The sequence below is a fragment of the Exiguobacterium sp. s128 genome (genome assembly GCF_018618815.1).
GTDB classification, from domain to species: Bacteria; Bacillota; Bacilli; order Exiguobacteriales; family Exiguobacteriaceae; genus Exiguobacterium_A; species Exiguobacterium_A antarcticum.
On the sequence record NZ_JACSMT010000013.1, the window covers coordinates 18,951 to 42,710 of the forward strand.

Annotated in this window: 22 protein-coding genes and 1 other annotated feature; of the genes, 9 read left to right on the forward strand and 13 right to left on the reverse strand. The window is 47.4% G+C overall.

The genetic code is table 11. From position 1 onward, the window contains the following. Positions 1-59 precede the first annotated feature (59 nt). On the reverse strand, positions 60-704 hold the full coding sequence (locus tag KNQ13_RS07065) for a TVP38/TMEM64 family protein (RefSeq protein ID WP_014971576.1): 645 nt from the start codon (positions 702-704) through the stop codon (positions 60-62). 239 nt (positions 705-943) lie between these two features. Between KNQ13_RS07065 and trhO the strand changes: the two genes are divergently transcribed. Next, complete coding sequence (gene trhO, locus KNQ13_RS07070) at positions 944-1,861, forward strand: oxygen-dependent tRNA uridine(34) hydroxylase TrhO (protein WP_034774092.1); 918 nt, start codon at positions 944-946, stop codon at positions 1,859-1,861. A 61-nt stretch (positions 1,862-1,922) separates the two neighbouring features. On the opposite strand, the gene KNQ13_RS07075 is transcribed toward trhO, so the two are convergent. Then, a complete protein-coding gene (locus KNQ13_RS07075) occupies positions 1,923-2,702 on the reverse strand; it encodes an alpha/beta hydrolase (RefSeq protein ID WP_014971574.1) in 780 nt (259 codons plus the stop codon). 15 nt (positions 2,703-2,717) lie between these two features. Beyond that, positions 2,718-4,394 (reverse strand): GGDEF domain-containing protein, encoded by a 1,677-nt coding sequence (locus tag KNQ13_RS07080; RefSeq protein WP_014971573.1) that lies wholly within the window; start codon positions 4,392-4,394, stop codon positions 2,718-2,720. Between the two features lie 124 nt (positions 4,395-4,518). Beyond that, positions 4,519-4,740: a binding site (T-box leader), on the forward strand. A 56-nt stretch (positions 4,741-4,796) separates the two neighbouring features. Here KNQ13_RS07080 and argS point away from each other — a divergent pair. Further along, on the forward strand, positions 4,797-6,479 hold the full coding sequence (gene argS / locus KNQ13_RS07085) for an arginine--tRNA ligase (RefSeq protein ID WP_026830393.1): 1,683 nt from the start codon (positions 4,797-4,799) through the stop codon (positions 6,477-6,479). Between the two features lie 30 nt (positions 6,480-6,509). Continuing rightward, complete coding sequence (locus KNQ13_RS07090) at positions 6,510-7,115, forward strand: hypothetical protein (RefSeq protein ID WP_014971571.1); 606 nt, start codon at positions 6,510-6,512, stop codon at positions 7,113-7,115. Positions 7,116-7,199: 84 nt separating this feature from the next. On the opposite strand, the gene KNQ13_RS07095 is transcribed toward KNQ13_RS07090, so the two are convergent. The 3 genes from KNQ13_RS07095 to KNQ13_RS07105 all read right to left on the reverse strand — a co-directional run bounded on the left by KNQ13_RS07095 (position 7,200) and on the right by KNQ13_RS07105 (position 9,242). Next, positions 7,200-7,793: a metallophosphoesterase family protein gene (locus KNQ13_RS07095; RefSeq protein WP_026830392.1), complete on the reverse strand. Its 594-nt coding sequence runs from the start codon at positions 7,791-7,793 to the stop codon at positions 7,200-7,202. Positions 7,794-7,856: 63 nt separating this feature from the next. After that, entirely contained in the window at positions 7,857-8,270 is a 414-nt protein-coding gene (locus KNQ13_RS07100; RefSeq protein WP_014971569.1) for a carboxymuconolactone decarboxylase family protein, read from the reverse strand. Positions 8,271-8,357: 87 nt separating this feature from the next. Further along, on the reverse strand, positions 8,358-9,242 hold the full coding sequence (locus tag KNQ13_RS07105; protein ID WP_014971568.1) for a LysR family transcriptional regulator: 885 nt from the start codon (positions 9,240-9,242) through the stop codon (positions 8,358-8,360). Positions 9,243-9,356: 114 nt separating this feature from the next. Between KNQ13_RS07105 and KNQ13_RS07110 the strand changes: the two genes are divergently transcribed. Next, a complete protein-coding gene (locus KNQ13_RS07110; RefSeq protein WP_014971567.1) occupies positions 9,357-10,139 on the forward strand; it encodes a 3-hydroxybutyrate dehydrogenase in 783 nt (260 codons plus the stop codon). A 49-nt stretch (positions 10,140-10,188) separates the two neighbouring features. Here the strand turns inward: KNQ13_RS07110 and KNQ13_RS07115 are convergent, their stop codons facing one another. Next, the gene (locus KNQ13_RS07115) at positions 10,189-10,683 is read right to left on the reverse strand and encodes a YajQ family cyclic di-GMP-binding protein (RefSeq protein WP_014971566.1); all 495 of its coding nucleotides are present in this window, start codon (positions 10,681-10,683) and stop codon (positions 10,189-10,191) included. A gap of 161 nt (positions 10,684-10,844) precedes the next feature. Between KNQ13_RS07115 and pulA the strand changes: the two genes are divergently transcribed. After that, complete coding sequence (gene pulA / locus KNQ13_RS07120) at positions 10,845-12,857, forward strand: type I pullulanase (protein ID WP_034774089.1); 2,013 nt, start codon at positions 10,845-10,847, stop codon at positions 12,855-12,857. A 237-nt stretch (positions 12,858-13,094) separates the two neighbouring features. Continuing rightward, a complete protein-coding gene (locus KNQ13_RS07125) occupies positions 13,095-13,577 on the forward strand; it encodes a site-2 protease family protein (RefSeq protein WP_026830390.1) in 483 nt (160 codons plus the stop codon). Positions 13,578-13,641: 64 nt separating this feature from the next. Here KNQ13_RS07125 and KNQ13_RS07130 read toward each other — a convergent pair whose 3' ends face one another. Next, positions 13,642-13,821, reverse strand: coding sequence for a YycC family protein (locus KNQ13_RS07130; RefSeq protein ID WP_014971562.1), 180 nt, complete (start codon positions 13,819-13,821; stop codon positions 13,642-13,644). Positions 13,822-13,936: 115 nt separating this feature from the next. On the opposite strand from KNQ13_RS07130, the gene KNQ13_RS07135 reads away from it, so the two are divergent. The 3 genes from KNQ13_RS07135 to KNQ13_RS07145 all read left to right on the forward strand — a co-directional run bounded on the left by KNQ13_RS07135 (position 13,937) and on the right by KNQ13_RS07145 (position 18,124). Further along, positions 13,937-14,731 (forward strand): hypothetical protein, encoded by a 795-nt coding sequence (locus tag KNQ13_RS07135; protein WP_026830389.1) that lies wholly within the window; start codon positions 13,937-13,939, stop codon positions 14,729-14,731. A 68-nt stretch (positions 14,732-14,799) separates the two neighbouring features. Then, a complete protein-coding gene (locus tag KNQ13_RS07140) occupies positions 14,800-16,908 on the forward strand; it encodes an MMPL family transporter (protein ID WP_026830388.1) in 2,109 nt (702 codons plus the stop codon). 100 nt (positions 16,909-17,008) lie between these two features. After that, positions 17,009-18,124, forward strand: coding sequence for an NADH-dependent flavin oxidoreductase (locus KNQ13_RS07145; RefSeq protein WP_026830387.1), 1,116 nt, complete (start codon positions 17,009-17,011; stop codon positions 18,122-18,124). A gap of 275 nt (positions 18,125-18,399) precedes the next feature. Here KNQ13_RS07145 and KNQ13_RS07150 read toward each other — a convergent pair whose 3' ends face one another. The 5 genes from KNQ13_RS07150 to KNQ13_RS07170 all read right to left on the reverse strand — a co-directional run bounded on the left by KNQ13_RS07150 (position 18,400) and on the right by KNQ13_RS07170 (position 23,749). Further along, positions 18,400-18,975, reverse strand: coding sequence for a 3'-5' exonuclease (locus tag KNQ13_RS07150; protein WP_209548217.1), 576 nt, complete (start codon positions 18,973-18,975; stop codon positions 18,400-18,402). Between the two features lie 109 nt (positions 18,976-19,084). Continuing rightward, entirely contained in the window at positions 19,085-20,476 is a 1,392-nt protein-coding gene (locus tag KNQ13_RS07155; RefSeq protein ID WP_026830385.1) for an MATE family efflux transporter, read from the reverse strand. A 169-nt stretch (positions 20,477-20,645) separates the two neighbouring features. Further along, a complete protein-coding gene (locus tag KNQ13_RS07160) occupies positions 20,646-21,725 on the reverse strand; it encodes a site-2 protease family protein (protein ID WP_026830384.1) in 1,080 nt (359 codons plus the stop codon). A gap of 78 nt (positions 21,726-21,803) precedes the next feature. Then, positions 21,804-23,069, reverse strand: coding sequence for a sensor histidine kinase (locus KNQ13_RS07165; protein ID WP_026830383.1), 1,266 nt, complete (start codon positions 23,067-23,069; stop codon positions 21,804-21,806). Further along, positions 23,066-23,749 (reverse strand): response regulator transcription factor, encoded by a 684-nt coding sequence (locus tag KNQ13_RS07170; protein ID WP_026830382.1) that lies wholly within the window; start codon positions 23,747-23,749, stop codon positions 23,066-23,068. Before KNQ13_RS07170 ends, KNQ13_RS07165 begins: the two co-directional genes overlap by 4 nt. Between the last annotated feature and the right edge of the window lie 11 nt (positions 23,750-23,760).

Below are 23,760 nucleotides of genomic sequence, written 5' to 3' on the forward strand. Positions count from 1 at the left end.
AATCAAAAAGCGACAGATCTCTTGATGGATGAAAGAGGTCTGTCGCTTTGGCGGATAAGTTATTTATTATTGTGTTCGATGTCTTGTTCAATCTCACGGAGTACTTTTGAACGACGGGCAAGGGCACGTCGTTTAATGATTTCTTCGACCCCACGGCTGACTCCCCAGATGGCGAGTAAAATCAGGAACAGGAAGACAAGTCGAATCGGTCGTTCCAAAAAAGTGGACCATTCTTTACCGATTAAGGAAAAGATAATGACGACAATCAATCGACCTGCTCCGGCAGCAATCAAGTACGTCCGAAGCGATAGCTGAATCATCGCCGAAATGGATGTAATGATGAATGCCGGCATGAACGGGAGTGAAAAGAAGAAACCGAGTGAAATCGGACTCATATGCCGGACACGTTCAATCCAGTGTTGTGCGCCTTTATGTTGCTCAAGCCACCGTGTGACGGGACGGCGAAATAAATAACGAATACAAGCGAAAACGACAAGTGAACCAAGCATACTTCCGACCCACGAGACGAGTACACCCATCCAAAAACCATATGTCGCTGCGTTAGCAGAAATGATCAAGACTAACGGAAGGAATGGAAACAAGGATTCAAGAAACGGGGCGATTAATCCAGTCGAAGCTCCACCTGGAAGATCCTGAAGAAACGTAATCATCTGTTCGATCCACTGACGGACGGTTTGGAGCATTCGGAATCCTCCTTACAAAATAAACTACTATTTTCTATTTTAACTCTTTCGTCGTCAGAAAGGGAGAGGCTTTATGTAATCGTTATTGATAACATAGCAATTGTGCAATTCAAATGAAGTTGGTATCATACTTAAATGGGTGCGTTTTGCAGGCGTTCCCAGCTAGCTAATAGCTATGACGCTTCGTTCGCCAACGTTCGTTTTACTGCAAAAAACTGACATGGGGGCCAATGAGGATTATGAAACCTTATCGCGTACTATTATTTTATAAGTATGTTCCAATCGACAATGCGGAACAAGTAACAAAGGAGCACCTTGCGTATTGCAAAGAGCTCGGCATCAAAGGAAGAATCTTGATCGCACCGGAAGGCATCAACGGAACGTTGTCCGGAACAGTCGAGCAGACAGAACAGTACATGCAAGACTTGCTTGCGGACCCACGGTTTAGTGACATCGAGTTCAAAATCGATGAGGTCGACGAGCATGCCTTCAAAAAAATCTTTGTCCGTTACAAGAGTGAGCTCGTGACATGGCGTTTTGAAGATGAATTCAACGTGCCGGAAGAACACGCGACGTATCTTGAACCTGCAGAGTGGAAAAACATGATGCAAAACGAAGATGTGGTCATTCTCGATGTTCGAAACAACTATGAATACGATCTCGGTCATTTTAAAAATGCGGTCAAAGTAGATGTTGATGCATCACGTGAATTTCCACAATGGCTCGACGAAAATGAACACCTGTTTGAAGGGAAAAAAGTCCTGACGTATTGCACGGGCGGCGTCCGTTGTGAAAAATTCACGGCTTATTTCCGGAAACGTCAAAGTAGTGATGACATCTTCCATCTGAAAGGTGGCGTCGTCATGTATGGGAAAGACGAAGCAACGCGTGGAGAAGATTGGGAAGGCGAACTGTATGTATTTGATGAGCGCATCCAAGTACCTGTCAATGAAGTCAATCCAACGGTCGTCTCGACGTGTTACTACTGTGGAAAAGATGAAACACGGTATGTGAACTGTGCAAATCCAGAATGTAATCGTCAACACTTCTGTTGTGAAGAGTGTGAACCTAAAGTCATGCGCTCTTGCTCAGATGAATGCCGGGAACACCCACGGAATCGTTACGTAAAAGAACAGACGGAAGAACTCGTCAACTAAGTGGTACGTCATCAAAACAGACTGTCCGGACCCGATCGGGTCCAGGCAGTCTGTTTGTCGTTTAGGAAGAAAATAAGAACCGGAGTATGTCCGGCATTCGTTTTGCCCACTCCGTTTCATGATGGATGGCGTCCGGGATGACTTCATATCGTGCCGTTTCTACTTTTCGCCGGACAGCCTGAGCGAGCACGTCATTTGTGTGTAAGTAGTCGATTTCGGTCATCGGTCCGCTGATTTCTTTTGTTCCGACATCCATATAACAACGATGTTGCTCCGACAAATTTGGACTACGTTCGATGAATTCAAGAAGGGAGGAAAAATTAGCCCATCCTGCAGTCGAGAGAGCCGCGACACGTGTGATGATTTCCGGATAGGCGAACAAACCATAAAGCGAAATGACCCCGCCCATCGAACTGCCGATCATGGTCGTATCCGTCGGAACAGTAGCATAGTGTTCATCGATATAAGGTTTTAGTTCGTGAACGATCCAGTCCATGTATCGTTTGCCATGCCCTCCGATTGTTGTCCGGTGTGAAGGATAAGCGGTGCGCATCAATAAGGCTTCATCGGTCCAAGGTGCATATTCGTCGTAGCGGTCCATCGCGTCATCCGGGCTATCGATGGCGACGATCATCGCATGGAGCTTCACGGCGTGCAGGGCATGATGTACTTCCCAACCTTTTCCGAACGAAGCGGTTTCACCACTGAAGACATTTTGCCCATCGTGCATATAGATGACCGGAAGTGCTTCGTCAGCCGGCAACTCTGTCGGGCGATAAATCCGAATCGTCCGTGGGAGCTCAAGTGTCGGGAGTGTACGTTCAATTTCAATGATTGACAAGGTGTTCACGACCTTTCAGAGATTCGCGTAATGTGCAGTACAGTTTCGACCATTGTGTTTTCCACCTACATAAAGAGCATGATCGGCCTGACGGAGTGATTCTTCAAAAGAACGTTCATAGGGCTGGTTGACCGTATCGACACCAAGACTGATCGTAATCGATAGACGGTGTCCCTCGACGACGAAAGGCCGATCAAGGACAGCATGCCGAACTTGTTCTGCTAAGTCAATCGCTTGATTTTGTGGACAATGATGAATCAATAAGACAAATTCTTCACCACCGTAACGGGCAGCAAACATCGCCGGTTGTTTTTGCTGTAAGGATAAGATGCGCCGGCCGAGTTCACGTAAGACCAAATCCCCAACTTTATGACCATACGTATCATTTACATATTTAAAATGATCGATGTCGAACAAGATGATCGACAACGGATAATGGTCAGCAGCAAATTGATGCGCCCCTTCTTCATAAAAAGCCCGGCTGTTAGCGAGTTCCGTTAAAGCATCCGTCCGGCTTTCAGCATACAGTTGATACGTTTCCTGTGAACGATGCAACACACGGCAAAAGATACGGAGCAGGCGTGCTAGTTCATCGGCGTTCGTTTCATCATACGCATCTGCTACTTGATGGAACAAAACGATGGAGACATCAACATCCTCGCTTGTGATGGAAGGAATCGCAAGCATCGAGTGACGGTCGACCGGTAAGGCAATCTGGATATCCTTTCCCCAGTCAAATCGTAGACCATGGATGATTGGGGTCTGCAGTTGTTCCGCGGATAACGAGTGAAACAATGGAAGGACATCGATGATGGTTTTTGTCCGGATATTATAGATGACCTGTTTACGTTGTTGCTGAATCGAGATCCATCCTTCTGAAAAATCAAGTAAGTGGGGTAAATCAAGTAGTAACGAGTCGATGGCCTCGCGTTCAAAACGGGAAATCAGCAGATGTTCTTTGGCGTCATCAAACCGTTTGGCATTTTCCATTGCTTCAAGTGTCATGCCACGCTGTTGCAGTAATCGTTTGAATAAAAATAGGATCAGTGTCGAGACAGAGGCAGCGATGAGGGGGTTCTCATCATAAAACCAGATGCCAAGAAAGGCACTCAGCATACTGATACCGTAGACAAGTGTCTGTAGGCGAACGAGGCGAGTCCAGTCGTATCTTAAGAAGAGAACGCGGTTGACGAAACGGCACTGCACGTAAGAGACGGTCAGGACGGTCGCCAAATAGCCTGAAAATGGAACTAAGGCTTCCGAGTAGGTAAAACCGGTTCCAATCGGTCCGCCGAGAGCTAAGTAAACGAGTGATGGACAAGCGAGATAGAACAAATCAAACAAGACATTAATCGGATACAAATATAAAAAGCGTTTTAAGCGAATTTCTTGTTTGTGCGAGAAAAATTGAAAGATTAGAATGCCAATCTGACTGAGAAGGATTGATGGCAATAAGCCATAGTTGAGGAAGATGAATAAGATGATCCCTTCTTGAAATGTATAATAAATGCCGCCGCGACGGACATTATCGAATTGAAACAAGATGATCAGTGCCAGTAGATAGGCCGCATTTCCGAACGAGAGCGGAAAGTCGAGAAGTGTCGGGTACATCCATAAAGTGAAGGTAAGGATAATCACGACGAGACACAAGACAAGCCAACCAGTGCGCGCCACTTTTTGATAGTAGACCATAGGGCGTCCCCTCCTTTAGCAGTCCTTTCCTACTTATACCCGTTTTGTGGAAAATATGATGATAGATTTACAAAAAAAATAAGGTTGAGAGAATGAGAGGGATTGCGTATAATGTGAAAGATATCAACAATCGATGACGAAGAAAGTAACGGGATGATTTGATCAGCCAGCGAATCAGGGAATGGTGGAAGCCTGAATGAAACAAAAACCGTGAAGCGCACTTCCGAGATGCTATCCGAATCAATCTGATCAGGCGTAGCCGGGGGATCCCCGTTATCACCAGTTAAAGTGGGTGTCACATGTTTGACACCAAGAAGAGTGGTACCGCGGTCATTCCGTCTCTTTGCGTGTTGCGCAAAGGGCGTTTTTTATTGGAAAAAATAAACTGTTGGAGGGAACGAAATGAGTTATAAGCAACAATATGCCAAAGTATTACATGACGTGATTGGTGATGCGTTATCGCAAGAAGAGATTGAACAATTGATTGAACAACCAAAACACGAAGATCATGGGGATTTAGCTTTCCCTTGTTTCCAACTCGCTAAAGCGTTCCGCAAAGCACCGATGATGATTGCGACGGAGTTGGCTGAAAAAATCGATAATCCATTGTTCTCAAACGTCCAAGCAGCAGGACCATACGTCAACGTCTTCTTAAATCGGGAAATCGTCTCACGGGAGATCGTCAAACGTGTCTTGGAAGAAAAACAAGCGTACGGATCAAGCGAGCCGACCGGAAAAACGATTGTCACCGACTTCTCATCACCGAACATTGCGAAACCTTTCTCGATGGGTCATTTACGTTCGACGGTCATCGGGAATGCCTTAAATCAGATTTCACGGAAAAAAGGATACGACGTCGTCGGCATCAACCATCTGGGGGACTGGGGAACACAGTTTGGTAAGCTGATGGTCGCTTACAACATGTGGGGCAAAGAAGAAGACGTCCGCGCTGAGCCGATCAAGGAACTGCTTAAATTGTACGTCCGTTTCCACGAAGAAGCAGAAGAGAACCCGGCTCTAGAAGACGAAGGGCGTGCTTGGTTCAAAAAACTCGAACAGGGTGACGAACAAGCGACGGCACTTTGGACATGGTTCCGTGAAGTGTCGCTCGTCGAGTTCAACCGCGTCTATCAAATGCTTGGTGTCAGCTTCGACAGTTTGAACGGAGAAGCGTTCTATAACGATAAGATGCAACACGTCATTGATCTGCTCGAAGAAAAAGAATTGTTAGTTGAATCGGAAGGCGCAATGGTCGTCGATCTCGAAGCAGAAGGGATGCCTCCGGCCTTGATCAAGAAGAAAGACGGTGCGACGTTATATGCGACACGTGATTTGGCGGCTGCGGTCTACCGTCTTGAGACATACGGTTTCGAGCAAGCCTTTTATGTTGTTGGTGGGGAACAAGCACTTCACTTCAAACAGCTGTTTGCGGTCTTGAAAAAACTTGGGTTTGAAAATGTGTATGGCATGCACCATGTGCCGTTTGGTCTGATCATGAAAGATGGCAAAAAAATGTCGACACGTAAGGGACGGATTGTCCTCCTGGAAGAAGTGTTACAAGATGCGATCAATGTTGCGAAGCAAAACATCGCCGAGAAAAATCCAAACTTGGCGAATGCCGAACAGACGGCACGCGAAGTCGGTGTCGGCGCCGTCATTTTCCATGATTTAAAAAATGAGCGGATGAACAACATCGAATTTGATTTAGAACAAATGCTTAAATTTGAAGGAGAAACGGGTCCGTATGTCCAATATACGAATGCGCGGGCAAATTCCTTACTTCGTAAAGGGGAATACGATGGATCGGCGTTTGTCGGAAGTGCGGATGATTACTCGTGGGGCGTCGTATCGATGCTGAACCAGTTCTCAACTGTGATCGACCGGGCGTTTACACGTCGCGAACCGTCAATCATCAGCCGGTATGTGCTTGATTTAGCTCAAAGCTTCAACAAATATTATGGACAAGTCCGTGTCCTAGAAGAAGATGCAGAAAAACAATCTCGCCTTGCACTCGTGAAATCGGTTACGATTGTATTGATGGAAGGATTACGCCTGCTTGGTGTCGGTGCTCCAGAAGAAATGTAATATAAATCAGATTAAAGATGGGGTTATTATATGAACAAAGAGACAATGGAACGGTTACAGCACGCATCTACACAAATGAATCAGGAAGACTTGGCTGAATCAGTTGCCTTCATCGCTGACTTCCACGGAAAAGTTGCCGCATGGCTTCCCGGTGAATCGGTCGATTTCGTGTTTGATTTCGTCACAGCACCAGGAGCGGATCAAATCGCTCCAATCGGTGGGGATGCACTCGAAACAAAAGGAAATTTTGAATTCTTCATGGTGAAAAAGCAGACACGTAAAAAATTAGGTGAACTGCTGGCATTATGGAAAGCACCACGGACAAAAGAGACGCTCAACCAAATCGATGCGATTGGTCTGAAGAAATGGTTGGCACGGAACGAGTTCCGCTCAGAAGATAAACCATGGGATTACTTGAACCGTCTGCATGTCTTGTTGTTCCTTGATCAAATGACAACAGTCATCGATGATCATCAATTGACGACGTTGTATGAGCAACTCGTCCGGAAAACGCCTGTACCGACAAGCTTCGTTCGTCGCCAAGGTGAAGTGCGCCGTGTCGTGAATCAGTTTGCCGATAAAACGGAGTTCACGCAAGTGGATTTAGTCCGTGCTTCACTCGTTCGCCACCTGTAAGAGTCGGTGAGATACGAAACACACAACAACCCCCTGTTCTGTTCACGTGATGTGAGTAGAGCAGGGGGTTGTTCGTCTAGAGACTTATCTCGTTTGATGGAACGTGATGGTTTCGGCCGTCGTATCATAAAGCAGCCATTCCCGCTCGACGAGAACCGGTCCGACATTGATGGCATAGTATCCACGCTTGGTGGAAATCGGAACACCCAGTTGAATTTTCAGCCGTTTTCCGTCTTTGAACAGTCCGCGGACATGACTGTGACCGAAAAACAACAGACGCTCTTTATAGGGAGACGTATCTGGTGTTAAATCGTAACTCCACTTCAATTGGTCACCATGAAGGAACAAGGCAGACTCGGTTTGTTTGAGGCGGTCTGAGGAACGGAGTTGGTCAAGCGTACTTGACGCCCCGACCGGAATCAGCGACAGCAACCGTTCTTCTTGATTACCGAGTAATGTCTCAAAAAATAATAACTTTAAAAAATCTGGATCGAGCGTCACGATCTGTTCGGTTTCTTCGAACGTGTATCGTTTCGCCCGTTTTTTCCCGATATGGCATTCATGAACATCCCCCAGTGAAAAAACGATGGCTTGAGGAGCGGTCTGTTGAATCGCCGTCAATACGGCGCGGGTATCGGGTAATGAACTGTGCAAATCCGTAATGAGTGCATACTGCATGAGGCATCACTCCCTTGTAATAAGAGTATACCCTGCGTCTGCTACATCTCATCCTATTTCCAATTAAGCCGGATCGACCGTGACACCACGCTCAGCGAAAACGACTTTGGCTACTTCAAGAGCATTCAAGACGCGTGGGAAACCTGTATAGGGAACAAGGTGCATGATGGCTTCGACGATTTCATTTCCAGTCAAGCCAGCCGTCAGACCCGTATTGATATGAAGAGCAAGCTGCGGTTCTGTCCCTTGTGTGACAAGTGAAGCGATCGTGACGATTGCACGGTCCCGATTCACAAGACCATTCCGGCTATAAACTTCGCCATATGCAAAATCCGTGATCCATTCGCCGACAGCCGGTGCAATATCTTTTAAGGACTCGGCAATTTTTTCATGGGTCGATTGAGCAGAATTTGTATCTGTAAACTCGTTTAATTTTTTCATCCCGACTTCGTGTCGGTTGTCTAAGTGCGTTGCCATAGTGAATAACTTCCTTTCTGTTGTGAACGATACAACTTATCTTAAAGGAAGAAAAACCATGCTACAAATACATGGTTTTTATACATATCATTCATTTTTAGAATGGATTTCTTGGACGAATCGGATCCATTCGCGGGTGACATACGATTGATATCGACCGGTCGGAACGGCGACACCCAGTTGCCAAGGAACACGTACCGTTAATGGAATCGTCTTTACACCTTTGATCGTCATTTGTTGGGCAAGCGAGCGGGGAAGCAGTGTCACCGCATTTCCTTCCGCGACGAGTAGGCAAAGGAAGTCCCACTGTGAACTGACGTGTGCGATGTTCGGTTGAAAACCGGCTGCTTCACACGCCTGTAAGACGACATCATGGAGCGAAAACGTTTCATTGAACAAAACGAAAGGAAGGTCTGCCACTTGATCTAAGGACAAAATCGACTGACGCGCTAACGGATGTTGTTCGGGTAAAAACAAATGAAGTTCTTCTTCGATAAATGGAAAGACGGTCAAATGTTCGTCAGCTGGAAAAACCGTCGCAATCAAATCGACCTCTCCGGCAACGACGGCTTTTTCGAGCGCATGTCCGCCGGCTTCCGTTATCTCGATCGCAATCATCGGATACCGTTCCTTGAACTGACGTAAGAGACGTGGAAAAAATAGCGATCCAATCAAAGGTGGGACACCGATCCGAATCGTACCTTTCGTCAAGTGCATGACGTCATAGAGATGAGACGGTAAGTCGGCCAATTGATTTAAGATCTTTTCGCCTTCTGTCAGTAAGGTCGCACCGGCATCGGTCAAGACGATTTGCCGCTTGCTCCGGTCAAACAGTTCGATGTCGAGTTCTTCCTCTAAGTGACGCACCATCTTGCTGAGCGTCGGCTGAGTCACATGGAGATGGTCGGCCGCCTTCGTAAAACTTTTAAATCGGGCGACTTCCGTAAAATATTCCAATTGGCGAAAATCCATTCTCTTCACTCCTATTCGTACAGGTTATATATATCATAACAAGTATTCATTTTTATTATTCGTTGTCTAAGCGTACAGTAAAGGAAACAAACGAGCAAAGAGGAGTAGATGAAGATGAAACAACTTGAAGGAAAAGTAGCCTTGATTACGGGAGCAGCGAGTGGGATTGGTCTTGAAATCGCGGAAGAATTTGCCCAAGAAGGCGCAAAAGTCGTCATCGTCGATTTACAAGAGGACGCTGCGAAACAAGCGGCGGAGGCACTCCAAAGTAAAGGATTCGAAGCCTTTGCCGTAGCGGGGGATGTGACGAGCGAAGTCGCCATCCAGTCGAGCATCGAACAGACGATGAGCCATTACGGACGCATCGATATCGTCATCAATAATGCCGGGATGCAACACGTCTCACCAATCGAAGAATTCTCGACTGAAAAATTCGACTTACTGCAAAGCATCATGTTACGGGCACCGTTCCTTTATACGAAATATGTTTTCCCGATCATGAAAAAACAGGGATTCGGTCGAATCTTAAATATGTCATCGATTAATGGACTGATCGGATTTGCCGGTAAAGCGGCTTACAATAGCGCAAAACACGGCGTCATCGGCTTGACGAAGGTCGCAGCACTGGAAGGTGCAACGTCCGGCATTACCGTCAATGCGATTTGCCCGGGTTATGTCGATACGCCACTCGTTCAAAAACAATTGTCTTCTCTCGCAGAGACACGCAACGTGCCACTCGACCGTGTACTTGAAGAAGTCATCTATCCGTTGGTGCCACAACACCGCTTATTACAAGTAAAAGAAATCGCGGACTATGCGATCTTCTTAGCAAGTGATAAAGCGGCGGGTGTGACCGGTCAAGCCGTTGTGCTTGATGGTGGTTATACGGCTCAATAAGTATAAAAAAATCCCTTTTCTCCAGCTTGGAGAAAGGGGATTTTTCTGGTTAACGGAAGTTGATGAACTGGACGTCAACCGATAACGATAACTCACGGACGATTTGCATGACTTGTTGCAGGTCATCACGTGATTTGGCCGTGACACGGATTTGATCGTCTTGAATCTGTGTTTTGACTTTGAGTTTCGATTCCTTGACGGCGTTGTTGATTTTTTTCGCATCATCGCGGTCAATCCCACTTTTGAGGATGACGCGTTGACGAACGGTATTACCAGCGGCCTGTTCGACTTTTTCATACTGCAGGTTTTTTGTCGGTACTTCACGTTTGATGAGTTTTGCTGTCAAGACATCCTTCACTTGATCGAGTTTGAAGTTGTCATCCGAGATGAGGATCAAATCCTCTTTCTCTAGTTTCATATCACTTTTAGAGCCTTTAAAGTCAAAGCGGTTCGTGATTTCCTTCAAAGCGACTTGCATCGCATTTTTGACTTCCTCGATGTTGATTTGTGACACGATATCAAATGAATTATCTTTTGCTGCCATTTAAATCTCCCCTTTCGTTCCACAACCATTTTAGCATATTTGTCCGGAAATGCTCTGTCTTCTCAATGAAGTTACAGGAAAAGAACGACAAAGGTGGACAGTCGAAACGTTCACCCGTGTGAAATTTTGCTATAATAAAAACCATGAAATGAAAGGGGTGCATGGCTTTGAAACAAACAGCAGATATGTTGACGCTCACACCAGAAGAGTTGGATGAGCGATATGCCTATAGAGGAACGGATCTAGGAGCAACGTTTGACGAGACGATGATACGGGTCCGCCTGTGGGCGCCGACGGCAGAACGTGTTGCGATTCGACTGTACCGGACATTACGGGCAAGAAAAGTCGAAGAAATCGAACTGACGCCAGATACGAAAGGGACATTCGTCGTTGAACTGGATCGTGCTGTGTATGAAGGTTACTTTTATACGTTTCAAGCCAGCATCAACGGACAAAAGATCGAAGCAGTGGATCCCTACGCAAAAGCAGTCGGGACGAATGGCAAACGGGGGGCATTAATCAATCCGTCCACGATACAACCGGACCGTTGGATTGAAGAACGCCCGTTGTTCCATTCCTCACAAGATGCAGTCATCTATGAACTACATGTCCGAGACGCGACAAGCCATCCGGCGAGTGGTGTCATCGAACGAGGCACGTTCCGCGGATTGACGGAGGCAGGCACACGGACGCCGACTGGTGGCTTGACCGGGCTTGATTATTTAGCAGACCTGGGAGTGACCCATGTCCAACTCCTGCCGATCTATGATTTTGGTTCAGTGAATGAATCGGTCATGAATGATCCGGACAACTACAATTGGGGATATGATCCCGTCAATTATTTTGCGCCGGAAGGTTCGTATGCGTCAAACGCGGACGATCCGACAGTCCGGATCCGTGAGCTGAAAGCGTTGATTCAGGCTTTGCATGACCGGGGGATCCGTGTCGTGATGGATGTCGTCTTTAATCATGTGTATGACGCGGAAACGGCACCACTTGGTCAGTTCGTACCTGGATACTTTTATCGTCACGAAGCAGATGGTACGCTGTCGAACGGCAGTTTTTGCGGAAACGATACGGCATCAGAACGTTTCATGATGCGGAAGTTCATCCTCGATTGCGTGACCTACTGGGCAAAGGAATATCACCTCGACGGATTCCGATTTGATTTGATGGGGTTACATGATGTTGAGACGATGAATCAAGTGCGTCACGCCCTCGATCGGATTGATCCTTCGATTTTGATTATCGGCGAAGGGTGGGATCTCGATACGCCACTAGCACCGGAACAGAAAGCCAATTACTTTAATGCACCACAAATGCCGGGAATCGCGCACTTCAACAATGGGTTACGTGACGGGATCAAAGGAGATGTCCAGACACCGACGGATCGCGGATTCATCAGTGGTGCTTTCGAGCGGACAAGTGAAGTCAAACGCGGTATCGCTGGTAACGTATCTTCACAAGGATTCGCGGAGGAACCGAACCAAGTCGTTTCTTACGTCGAAGCACACGATGATTTAACGATTTGGGATAAACTGTTGATCTCACGCCCGGAAGATACGGATGAGATTCGCAGGAAGCGACAGATGCTTGCAAATGCCATCATCTTGACAGGACAAGGCATTCCATTTTTACACGCAGGACAAGAATTCTTCCGGACGAAAAACGGGATTCGCGACAGCTTCAATGCGGGTGAAGTCGTGAATCGACTGGATTACGAACGGGCGGATCAATTCCGTTATAGTGTCGAATACGTCAAAGGGTTGATCGCCATGCGTCGTCAATATCCGATGTTCCGGTTAGAAAACACCGCGATGATTCGTAAACATCTCCGTTTTCTTGAAGAGGGAGAAGGCATCATCGCCTACGAACTGAAACGGACGTATGAAGGATATGTCGAACGGCAACGTGTCTATCACAACGCGACAGAGCAGGATGTGACAATCACGTTACCGAGCGGAGAATTTGAAGTCCTCGTCGAAGAAGGCACCGTGAAAATCCATGCACCCCGTCTGCATGAAGAAAAAGAAATCGTCGTCAAAGCGTTGACGACGACGGTGATTGCAGAACGGAAGTCGGACTATAAGAAGTATGCGGTCGCAGGTGGAGCCGCGCTGACGGTTCTTGGTTTATTGTATGCGGCGAGCAAACGACGAAAGAAACAAAACTAAATAAAGCACAATCTGTTTGAGACAAATGGGATGCTGGGGAAATCGAGGTTCACTTTAAGTGGACTTCGATTTTTTTGTTGAAATGAATAGGTGGACGAAAAACATGACAGTCGTGTTGCATTGTCATCGAATTGATTTAATGATTTCAAGTGGTTTCTGTTTCATTTTGGGACTTCGGGGAACATACTATAAAAGTAGTATCTAGAGTGTTGGTTTTTGAAAGGATGTACGTCTTATATGTTTGGTTTTAATGATATCTGGAAATTTTTCTTCTCGTTTTTTCTGTTATTACCGATTGTCACATTGATCCATGAAATGGGGCATTACTTTTTTGCACGTTTGTTTGGCGGTAACATGGAAATCAATATCGGATCCGGAAAATCCTTGTTACGGGTCGGACCGATCCGTCTGAATCGTGTCTACTTTTGGGACGGATGGTGCCAGTACGAGGCGCTTCGTCATGAAAATAAATTTACGAACATTACCGTTTATGCCGGTGGCGCGATTTTTAACTTAATCAGTATCCTCATCGTCAATGGTCTGATTTATGCCGGTGTGTTCGAGGCTTCGATTTTTACGTACCAATTTGCCTACTTCTCGTTTTACTTCATCTTCTTTTCGCTGTTCCCGATCGATCATCCAAACGGATATCCGAGTGATGGGAAAGCAATCGTCAACGTCTTCCGTTACGGAAAATCGAAGTACAATCCACAAGCTTAATCGGATGAATAGCAAATGCCCTTCTTTTCAAGCGATGATCGCAAGAGAGAAGGGCATTTTTTAGTCATAGTTCTTTTGAGGGTGGTGTTTCCTCTTCAGTGGATGATTTAGATTGTTCACTTTCTAATTCGACCAGTTTTTGAATCAAGATATGTCGTGGCATGTGCATCAACTGTTCGAGTGGCACATTGAGACGTTTTGAAAGTTCGACAGCGGTATCTGCTGATAGTTGTAGGGGTTTCATGATAAAGGTTCCTCCTTTTGGTTTAGTTTTAGTATACAGGACGTGCTCGCCGAGCGCATCGACAGTAGCTAGAAACAGCGAAGGTTGATACCGTAAGAAGTAGGAAGTGATGCGTATGTATAAACCAGCCGCTGAGCTGTTGCTCCATGAGTCTGTTTCACTATTCGATCGGTTTGGTGATGATCTGATTTTATATCGAGATCAAGGCGGATTTACGAAATGTGATTCAGACTTGAGAATACGATGGGAAACAGCATGTGCGTATATTCCCTTTACCTGGTATTTTGAACCAGACGGATACCGTGTGTTCATCGTTTTTGAAGAAACATCAATCTTTGGTTTACTTGATTTAAGAGACGGACGTCTTCAGTATATGGATCGCCCCGCCGTTTTTGCAGATGCGTGGTTCAGTAACCTGTATGAATGGCAAGATGACAGCATTTTTATGTATTCAGCTGAGACCGATGTCGTGCGATATTGTTTTGAAAAACAGGAAGGAACATTTTCTGATTACGATGAAGCTCCTTTACTGGGACGCCTGATTGAGCGTGGATATGATCCACGGTTTGCGTTTGAACGTCTGATTGTGCCAGGGACGATGATTTCCTATGACCTGACACAGTCGAGATATGTCATTTGGGATGCTGTCACAGAACAAGAACAGATTATTCCGTTTTCGGAGTATGATGAATATTTGCTTGTGGACAGTCGACAGCATCTCTTTTCAATTACGGATGCGACTCGTTTTTATCTATATGAAAAAGACCAGCTGAAATTCAAATTTGATGGTTGTCAATCATCGGTGCTGCTCAAGACGGTATTGTTGGATGAAGCAGCACAACGGCTTGCAATCGTCTCGACCTCGTCGAATTTCGGAAATACGTGGCTACAGATTTTTCAAAAGACGTAAACACATCCTTTGTCATATCAGGCGAAGGATGTGTTTCTTGTATGCGAAAAGAGGGGGAGCGATGAACGATGGAACGGTTTGGCCGACAAGTAGTGCGTTTTCGAAAAAGTATCAGTGTGATCTGGTTGATCGTCTTAATCGGACTCGGTTATTTTGCAGTTCAACTTCCGGATCAACTCAAAGGAAATGGTTTTACACGGGACGGTGAATTTCAGCAAGTGGAACGGGTATTGGAGCGTGAGTTCAATCAAGACCCCCATCAAATCATCGTGTTGTTTGAAGGCGAAGAGAACACGATCCGAGAAGACATGGACCGTCATGTCGCGATGTTTCGAACGATTCAAGGGGTCGGGCAGGTCGTTGGATTAAAGGAGAATCCGGACGCCTTGAAGGACGGGAAAGGATATGTATCGATTGGTATACCCAACATTGAACCATCGTGGGTGAGCGCGGTGCAAGAAAAACTTGATCCGCGTAACGGCAGCTCCATCCGGCTAACCGGGGAACCGTTGATCGTCGATGATTTGAACACAGCTTCGAAAAATGATTTAGTCCGAGCGGAATTGATTGGTGTTCCTGCAGCATTGCTCGTGTTACTTGTTGTGTTCGGAACACCACTTGCTGCCATCTTACCGCTCATCATGGGACTCGTTACGTTCATCTTTGGTGCAGGAACACTTTATTTTATTGCCGGTCAACAGGAATTATCGATCTTTGTCTTAAATGCCGTCGCCATGATTTCCCTCGCACTGGGAATCGATTTTTCCTTGCTGTACGTCAATCGTTTTCGGGAAGAACGAGCAGGCGGACGGTCCATCACGACATCGGCTGAAGTGTCCGTTGCAACAGCCGGACGATCGATCCTATTTTCGGGGATTTGTGTATTCGTAGGTCTGGCAGGACTACTTGTGATTGATGTCGATGTTTTTCAAGCTGTCGCGATCGGAACGTTAGTGTCGGTACTCGGAGCAGTCGTCAGTGCAGTCACATTACTTCCCGCCTTGCTGGCCCTTTTAGGTAAATGGCTGGAAAAAGGACGGATTTTTAAAACGGATTCGGAACAAGGAGAAGTCAGATGGCGAAAGCTGGCCCGTTTCGTGATGAAGCGTCCCGTTGCGATTACCTTGTTTTCGTTACTCTTACTGTTACCTTGCTTAATCCCACTCCGTGACTTGGAACTGAATATTCCACAAGCGAGTGCTTTACCAGAAGACTATGAATCGCGCCTTGCGTTCGAAGCTTGGGAAAAAACGTTTGGCAATGATGGGACGGATGCCGTTGTTTTGCTAAAAGCTGATTTTCAAACAGAACAAGGACTTGAGCAGCTGGAAGCATTGACGACACGTCTGGAGGCAGACGAAGGCGTACGCGGTGTGGTATCGGCAGCATCACTCGCAGAAGCAAGCGGGCTAGATGTCTCCCAAATCGTCGCTAGTGATCAAGGAAAACAACAACTCGCTTCCTTGATCACCTTCGACAGTGGAGTCGCCCGGGTGAATGTCAATTTAACAGGGGATCCTGGAGATAAGACGTCCCAGGCCTGGGTCCGCGAAATCCGCGAGCAAGGATATCAAGTCGGAGGACCTGCAGCCTTTAATCAAGAAATTTATGATGAAATTTATTCGAAGATGCCACTCGCACTTGGAATCGTTTTACTGGCGACATTCATCATCTTGTTGATTGCGTTCCAATCGATTCTGATTCCGATCAAAGCGATCCTGATGAATTTGCTGAGCCTCGGAGCAACGTTTGGTCTACTCGTCATCATCTTTGAATCAGGTCTCGTGTTCCCGGCAGAAACGATCGGGATTTTAACACCGGTCTTCATCTTTTCACTCGTGTTCGGTCTCTCGATGGATTACGAAGTCTTTCTGGTCTCGCGGATGGAGGAGTACTATGAAGAAACAGGCGATAACGATCTTGCGACGGAAATGGGGCTTGCGAAGACAAGTAAAATCATCACATCTGCTGCCTTGATCATGATTGTCGTCACCGGGGCATTTGCCTTTACAGGAGTCAGTCCGATCAAGCAACTTGGCGTCGGTATCGCGCTTGCGATCTTCATCGATGCGACGATCGTCCGGATGTTCCTCGTTCCGGCGTTGATGAAACTGTTTGGGCATTGGAACTGGTGGTGGCCGGGTGGACGGAGAAAACGTAAACATCGTATTGGATGATCTGGCTGAGCATCGGCTAGGCACATCATTAGTCATTTGACGGAACACGGGCGTATACTGACGATATTCAAGTTAAGATTTCAGAGGAGGATATGCTTTAATGGCTACTAAAAAGATGTTTGATACGTTTACACTTCCAAACGGAGTGACTCTAAAGAACCGGATCATGATGGCGCCGATGACGAACTATGCGGCTGAAGAAAACGGTGAGGTCTCGGAAGCGGAACTCGCTTATTATGCAGAACGTTCAGGTGGTGTCGGTGCTGTCATCACAGCGTGTGCCAACGTCACGGCAGACGGTCAAGGATTCCCGAATGAATTTGGGGCAGAGCGCGACGAATTGATTCCGAGCTTAAAACGTCTCGCAACAACGATTCAAGATCAAGGCGCAAAAGCAATTCTGCAAATTTTCCATGCCGGTCGTATGGCACCGCCAGAACTCGTCGGTGGACAAACAGTCAGTGCGAGTGCCGTTGCACCAGAACGTGAAGGCGCAATGACACCGCGGGCACTTGAAGCGGAAGAAGTCGAAGCCATCATCGAGGCGTTTGGTCAAGCAACACGTCGCGCGATGGAAGCCGGCTTTGATGGAGTGGAGATTCATGGTGCGAATACGTACTTAATTCAACAATTCGTCTCACCGCATTCAAACCGTCGTGACGACAAATGGGGGGGCAGTCTCGAAAAACGCCTTGCGTTCCCACTCGCAGTCGTCGATGCGGTCGAAGCTGTCGCAAAACAAGATCCGTCGTTCATCGTCGGTTACCGCTTCTCACCAGAAGAAGTCGAAAACCCAGGGATTACACTAGACGACACGATGCAACTCGTCGACGCACTTGCGAAAAAAGACCTCGACTACTTGCATGTGTCGGTCATGGACTTCTTTGCTGGATCGATTCGTGATCAAAACGAAACTCGTTCACCGATCAGCCTTGTGCAAGAGCGTGTAGGGCAACAGGTTCCTGTCATCGGTGTCGGTTCACTCCATACACCGGAAGAAGTCGAGCGTTCGCTTGAAGTCGTGCCACTCGTCGCCCTTGGTCGTGAGTTGATCATGGAACCGAAATGGGTCGAAAAAGTCGAAGCGGGCGAAACGGATTCGATCCGGACTGAACTTGATCCGTCGACACAAGCAGAACTTGTCGTACCGGATGCACTCTGGGCTGGAATTACAGGTCGTCCGGGCTGGTTCCCGATCAAACAAACAACGAAATAAACGATAAAAAGACTAAAAAAGTCGACTTAAAAGGTGGCAGATTTCAAATCTGCCACCTCAGACTGAAGACAAAATGCGATTTTTCTCTTAAACGAGAAGAATCGTTTTTTTTCGCCTCGAATCGTTTTCCTGGGACAAGCATCGCGCCTCTTCGCTTCGCTGCAGGGTCGCTCCTGCTTGTTTTTCCCTAGGAAGCGATTTCGAGCGAACAAACGATTCTTTTCTGCAGGAGTCGTCGCGTGAGGATATAAGTCATCCCAGAGTAAAAAGCTTTATTAGTAGGCGACTTCGCCCATCCGGACACCACAAAAGCGATGCAATTCGACCGGATGTTCGATATTTGTCCGGTCCAGCATATCCTGCAGCAACAAGGCACAGATGTAGGCATCTTCTTTGGCATCATGGTGCTTAAACGAGACATTTAAAAACTCCGCCATCGTATTTAACTTGTGGTTCGGCAACCACGGATACAGTTTGCGGGATAACTTGACCGTACAGCCGTACTGAAAAGACGGCATTTGATACAAGTTGTACTTTTGAATCGCTTTTTGGAGTGCACCCATATCGAACGAGGCGTTGTGGGCGACGACAAGCTCTGCGTTCTCAATCAATTCAAATAGGCCGTGTGTTGCCATTGCTTCCGGTAAGGCCGGCGCATCCCAAACGTTACTCGGTCGAATGCCGTGGACCCGGATGTTGCCGGCATCAAAATCTTCCTCCGGATTGATTAAGACTTGTTGGCTCGTCACGACTCGTCCCGCGGATAAAACAGACCATCCGAAGGCACAGATGCTGCGGCTGTTCCGATTGGCCGTTTCAAAATCAATCGCGAGTGTATACGGTTGTGGCATACCATCCCTCCTTTTTTAACAGCATACCGTATTTCGCTTCGGAATGCATGTTCGCCTTTTGATAAACATAACCAACAACCCGTCAACGTGTAGGTTAACGGGTTGTTGGTTATTTTGCTTGAATGGCTTTTGCTTCCGGTTCCGCGTATTCGTCCGGTTTAAAGAGCATGATCCGGTCACGATAGGCAAACACGACGGCGGTCAAGACGGCCATCAGATCGGCGATCGGGAAAGCGAACCAGACCCCTTGCACTCCGAAAAAGAGGGGCAAGATCAAGACGAGTGGAATCGTGTATAACGTTTGCCGAGAGAGGGACAGGAACAAGGCGACCCGGGCCTTGGCGAGCGATTGATACATCCCGTTGATGATCATCTGAATGCCATAGACAAACGAAATCGCAAAAAGAATCCGCATCGCCGTCGAACCGTCGTTAAGTAACGTCGTATCTTCCGTGAACATCCCGACCCAAAAACGGGGGAACAGTTGAATCAACAGCCAGAGCGTGATCGATAACGTCAAGCCGTAGCGGATGGCCAGTTTGATGGCTTGTGACATCCGGTCAAACTGTTTTGATCCGAAATTGTAGCCGACAATCGGCTGCATCCCTTGGACAATCCCCATGATCGGCATGCCGACCAGTGCCATGAATTTATTGATGACGGCAAATGTCGCCAGTTCCGTCGTCCCGCCATAGCGAACCAACATATGATTGACCGTGATGAACAAAACGGACTGCGAGACTTGCATGATGAAAGAGGATGATCCGATTTGACCCATCCGGACAACCAGTTTCGGATCAAAGCGGAATGCTTCTCGATTCAATATCAAACTCGTCTTTTTTGCCTTTGTGAAAAAGAACCGGAAAATCAAGACGGAACCAACGATTTGGGCGACGACCGTCCCGAGTGCTGCTCCTTGAATCCCCCAGTCGAGTCCGAAGATAAACAGTGGCGTCAAGACGATATTGATGGCGACCGTCGTCAGCATGACACGCATCTGATAACTGGCGCGGCCTTCCGCCCGCAACATGGCGCTTGATGCCATCGTCAGCATGAAGAACGGGGACCCGAGTAACAGGACACGTAAGAAGTCGATGCTGTACGGCATGATTTCAGGTGTCGCTCCGAACAGACGCAATAACGGTTCAACGAAGATGAAGGCAGCTACGATCGCGAGCATACTGACGACGAAGACAACCATCAAGACGTTGGCATAGGCGCGACTCGCACCATCCAGATTTTTTTGACCAAGCCGCTGGGAAGCAATTGCCGCCCCACCGATTCCGACCGAATTGGAGATCGCCATCAAGACGAGCTGGACGGGAAAGGCGATTCCGACGGCAGCGACGGCAACAGTCCCGATGCCTTGGGCCACAAAAATCGTATCGACGATATTGTAAAGTGCTGTCACGAGCATACCAATCATCGCCGGCAGCGACAGCCCGATCAGAAGTTTATTAATGGGTGCTTCTCCTAGTCGGGCTGTATTTTTATTCATCATATGAGGAGAGCCTCCTTTTTTTAAAACAGGTAGATTGATTTTCATTCAGATTAGTCGCTTCGATGAACGGATGCAAGCAATCGAATCAGGCAATGTGCAAAATGATTTTTTTATCCAAAAAAGCATCCCACCCACAACTGGAGGAATGCCTGTTTCACAGAGTTGCTTTTTAAGACGGAGTCGGAAGATATCCTTTTGAGTATTCAAAGGCAATGAAGAGAATTGCGCCAAGCGCCAAGTAAGCGACTAACGTAATTGTCTGTTGTTTTTTCGGCATCTGATGATATTCGACCGATTTTTCAGCTTCGATCAATGGTTCGATCCGTTGATCAAGCCGGCGTAGTAACGCATCATAGTCATTGGCGGAATCATATTGATAACGTAACAAGTCGTCAGCAGCACTTTTTGCTTCTTCCGGACTGGCACTACGTAAATCTTGGAGATCGTGCCGGAGTGACCAGGCAATCGGGTCATACGTGGAACTCGGTGTGTCGTCGATTTCATCGATTGTCGGTTCGGCAGCCGTTTCCGTTGCCGCCAGTTGTTCCTGCTCGACTTTCGCTTGAAGGACACGACTGCGGGCGGCACGATACAACATCAGGACGGATTTATTGTCTTCGTATTGTTTCGCGAAACGGTATCGTTTCCAGACGGCACTGCCGCCTAAGAAGGCGATGAGTAACAGGATGATGCTGAAATGCGTGATGCCGTAGGCAATCAGTGCAGCGAGACCCGCTACCCAGACGACGATCGGCAGACCAGCTAAAATCCGTCCACCGTCAAGCGGACTGACCGGCAACAGGTTGAACAGGTTCAACAAAGCCCCCAAGTGGAAAATGACGAGCCAAAACTCGTTTCCCGTCAACGCATAACCAATCAAAAGCGGAATCAGGGACAGTAATCCGGCAAGCGGACCTCCGTAAGCTAAAATCGCTTCTTGTTTTGGTGTCCGGAACGTATCCTTGATACCGATGACAGCACCCATGAACGGAATAAAAATCGCCGGTCCCGTCTTGAAGCCAAGCCGTTTTGCAGCAGCTAAGTGCCCCATCTCGTGAATGAACAGGAGGTACAGCAAACCGATACCAAACCAGACGCCAAAAATTTGTGCATAAAACAATAACGAAATGCCGAACGAGATTAACGTTCCGCCAAATTTAGAGAACTTTAAGAGAGCGAGTAGGACTTTACCTTTCGAAAGCAAAAATGCACCTGCGACGGCTAGGCCTCCCCAGCGTTTTTTATCCATCGTTCATAACCTTCCTTCATCATCTGACTACTACCTCTAGTGTACGCTAAATGACAAAGGAAAGTTTCGTTTCAGGTGTCAATGGAACGTAATGTAGAAACAACTTCCACCGCCAGAACGTGCTTCACTTCCGACGGATAGATGATGGTGCTCCGCTAACGCGGCGGCAATCGAAAGTCCAAGACCGCTGCCAGAGCGGTCGCGTGCTTCATCCAGCCGGTAAAATCGATCAAACAGACGTTTCCGTTGTTCAGCAGATAAGTTCGTTCCGCGATCACGAACTTCTAAGCGGTCCGGTCGGAGATGGAGTTCTGGATCCTTCGCATATTTAATCGCATTGTCGATGAAGATCGTCAAAATACGGACGAGTGCTTCGTGGTTCGCGATGACGGTACCGGTTGCATCAACTCGAAGGTCGACCGCATACGCATGGTGCATCCGGTCAGCGACTTCCGTTCCCAGTTGTTTGAGATCAATGGTTTCCGTCGTCGTTTCTCCGTATCCGAGTCGTGACAATTCGAGCATTGGCTCGATCAGTCCGCTCCGCATCGTATGCGTTTCGTTCAGGATGTTACTGATCGATTCCTCCAGGACATCCGGATTCGTTTTGCCCCAGCGTTTCAGTAATTTCGCGTATCCTTCAATCACGGTCAGCGGCGTCTTCATCTCATGGGAGACGTCGGCGACGAACTGCCGTTGCTGCTCCATCGTTTGATCGACCCGTCCGATCATCCGGTTAAAGACTTTACCAAGTTGGCCGATTTCATCATTTTGTTGTTCCGGAACGGTCTCGAGTGTGCCCGAGTCAGAAATCCGTTCCATCGTCTGACTGAGTTGACGAAGTGGGCGTAACGTCTGATAGGCAATAAAGAAACTGCTGAGAAAGGCGATGATGAGAGCGACGAGCAAGACGATCGAGAAGGCGAAGATCAAGGTTGAAATCGTATCATCGACCGTATCATCTTCAAACAGATAGGCTTGATCTTGGTGGACAACACCAAACCAGTTTCCAGATTTAAACGGTTCGTCTCGTGTCGTCGGAATTCCGGGAAGATCACGCGCCTGGACGTCTCCATTGACCGTGGCAGAATCATCATCCTCTTCATCGTTCGTGATGACCCAACGTCCATCAACGCGTGACAAAACAACAGAGTCTTCATGTAATGTCAGCAAGGCACGGGTCGAGGAATCATCCTCCATCAGCTCTTCTGCCTGCTCGAGTTGGGTGAATCGAGATTCGATCAGATGATCCCGGACGACGTAAGTGACGACTAAAAAGGACAGGAGTAACAGAAGCGTCGTAAACAGCGTGACCGATAACGCCAATTTTGTCCGTAACTTCATCCTGTTTCCTCCCTTAAGACATAGCCGATTCCACGAACCGTCTGGATCAGAGGCGATCGACTGCGATCGATTTTTTTACGTAAATAGCGAATGTAGACGTCGACGATATTCGTTTCACCGAAATAATCATACCCCCAGACACGGTTCAGAATTTGTTCGCGCGTCAGAACGTGTTCCTTGTTTTCCATCAAGTAGGATAACAAATCAAATTCGCGCGGAGTCAAATCAAGTGGGACGTCGTTGCGAAACGCTTCATGCCGGTCCAAATCCAGTAAGACATCGGCATAATGCAACTGATTGGATTCGACGGCGGCACGTGTCGTCAAGCGGAGTAAGGCCCGGATCCGGGCCAACAATTCTTCGATTTCAAACGGTTTCGTCACATAATCATTGGCGCCGAGATCAAGACCAGCAACCTTGTCATACACTTCGCCTCGTGCCGTCAATAAGATGACGGGAACCGGATTACCTTTTCCGCGAAGCCGTCGAAGCACCTCGAAGCCGCTGAGCTCCGGCATCATCACGTCAAGTAAGACGAGATCGATGTCGTTCTCAGCAGCTACTAAGCCATCTTTACCGTTGAAGGCGACCTGCGTCGCGTATCCAGCGTGGTTTAACTCCAGTTCAAGTAGGCGGGCGATTTTCGAATCGTCCTCGACGATTAAGATGGTCGGTGCCATAGACTTCCTCC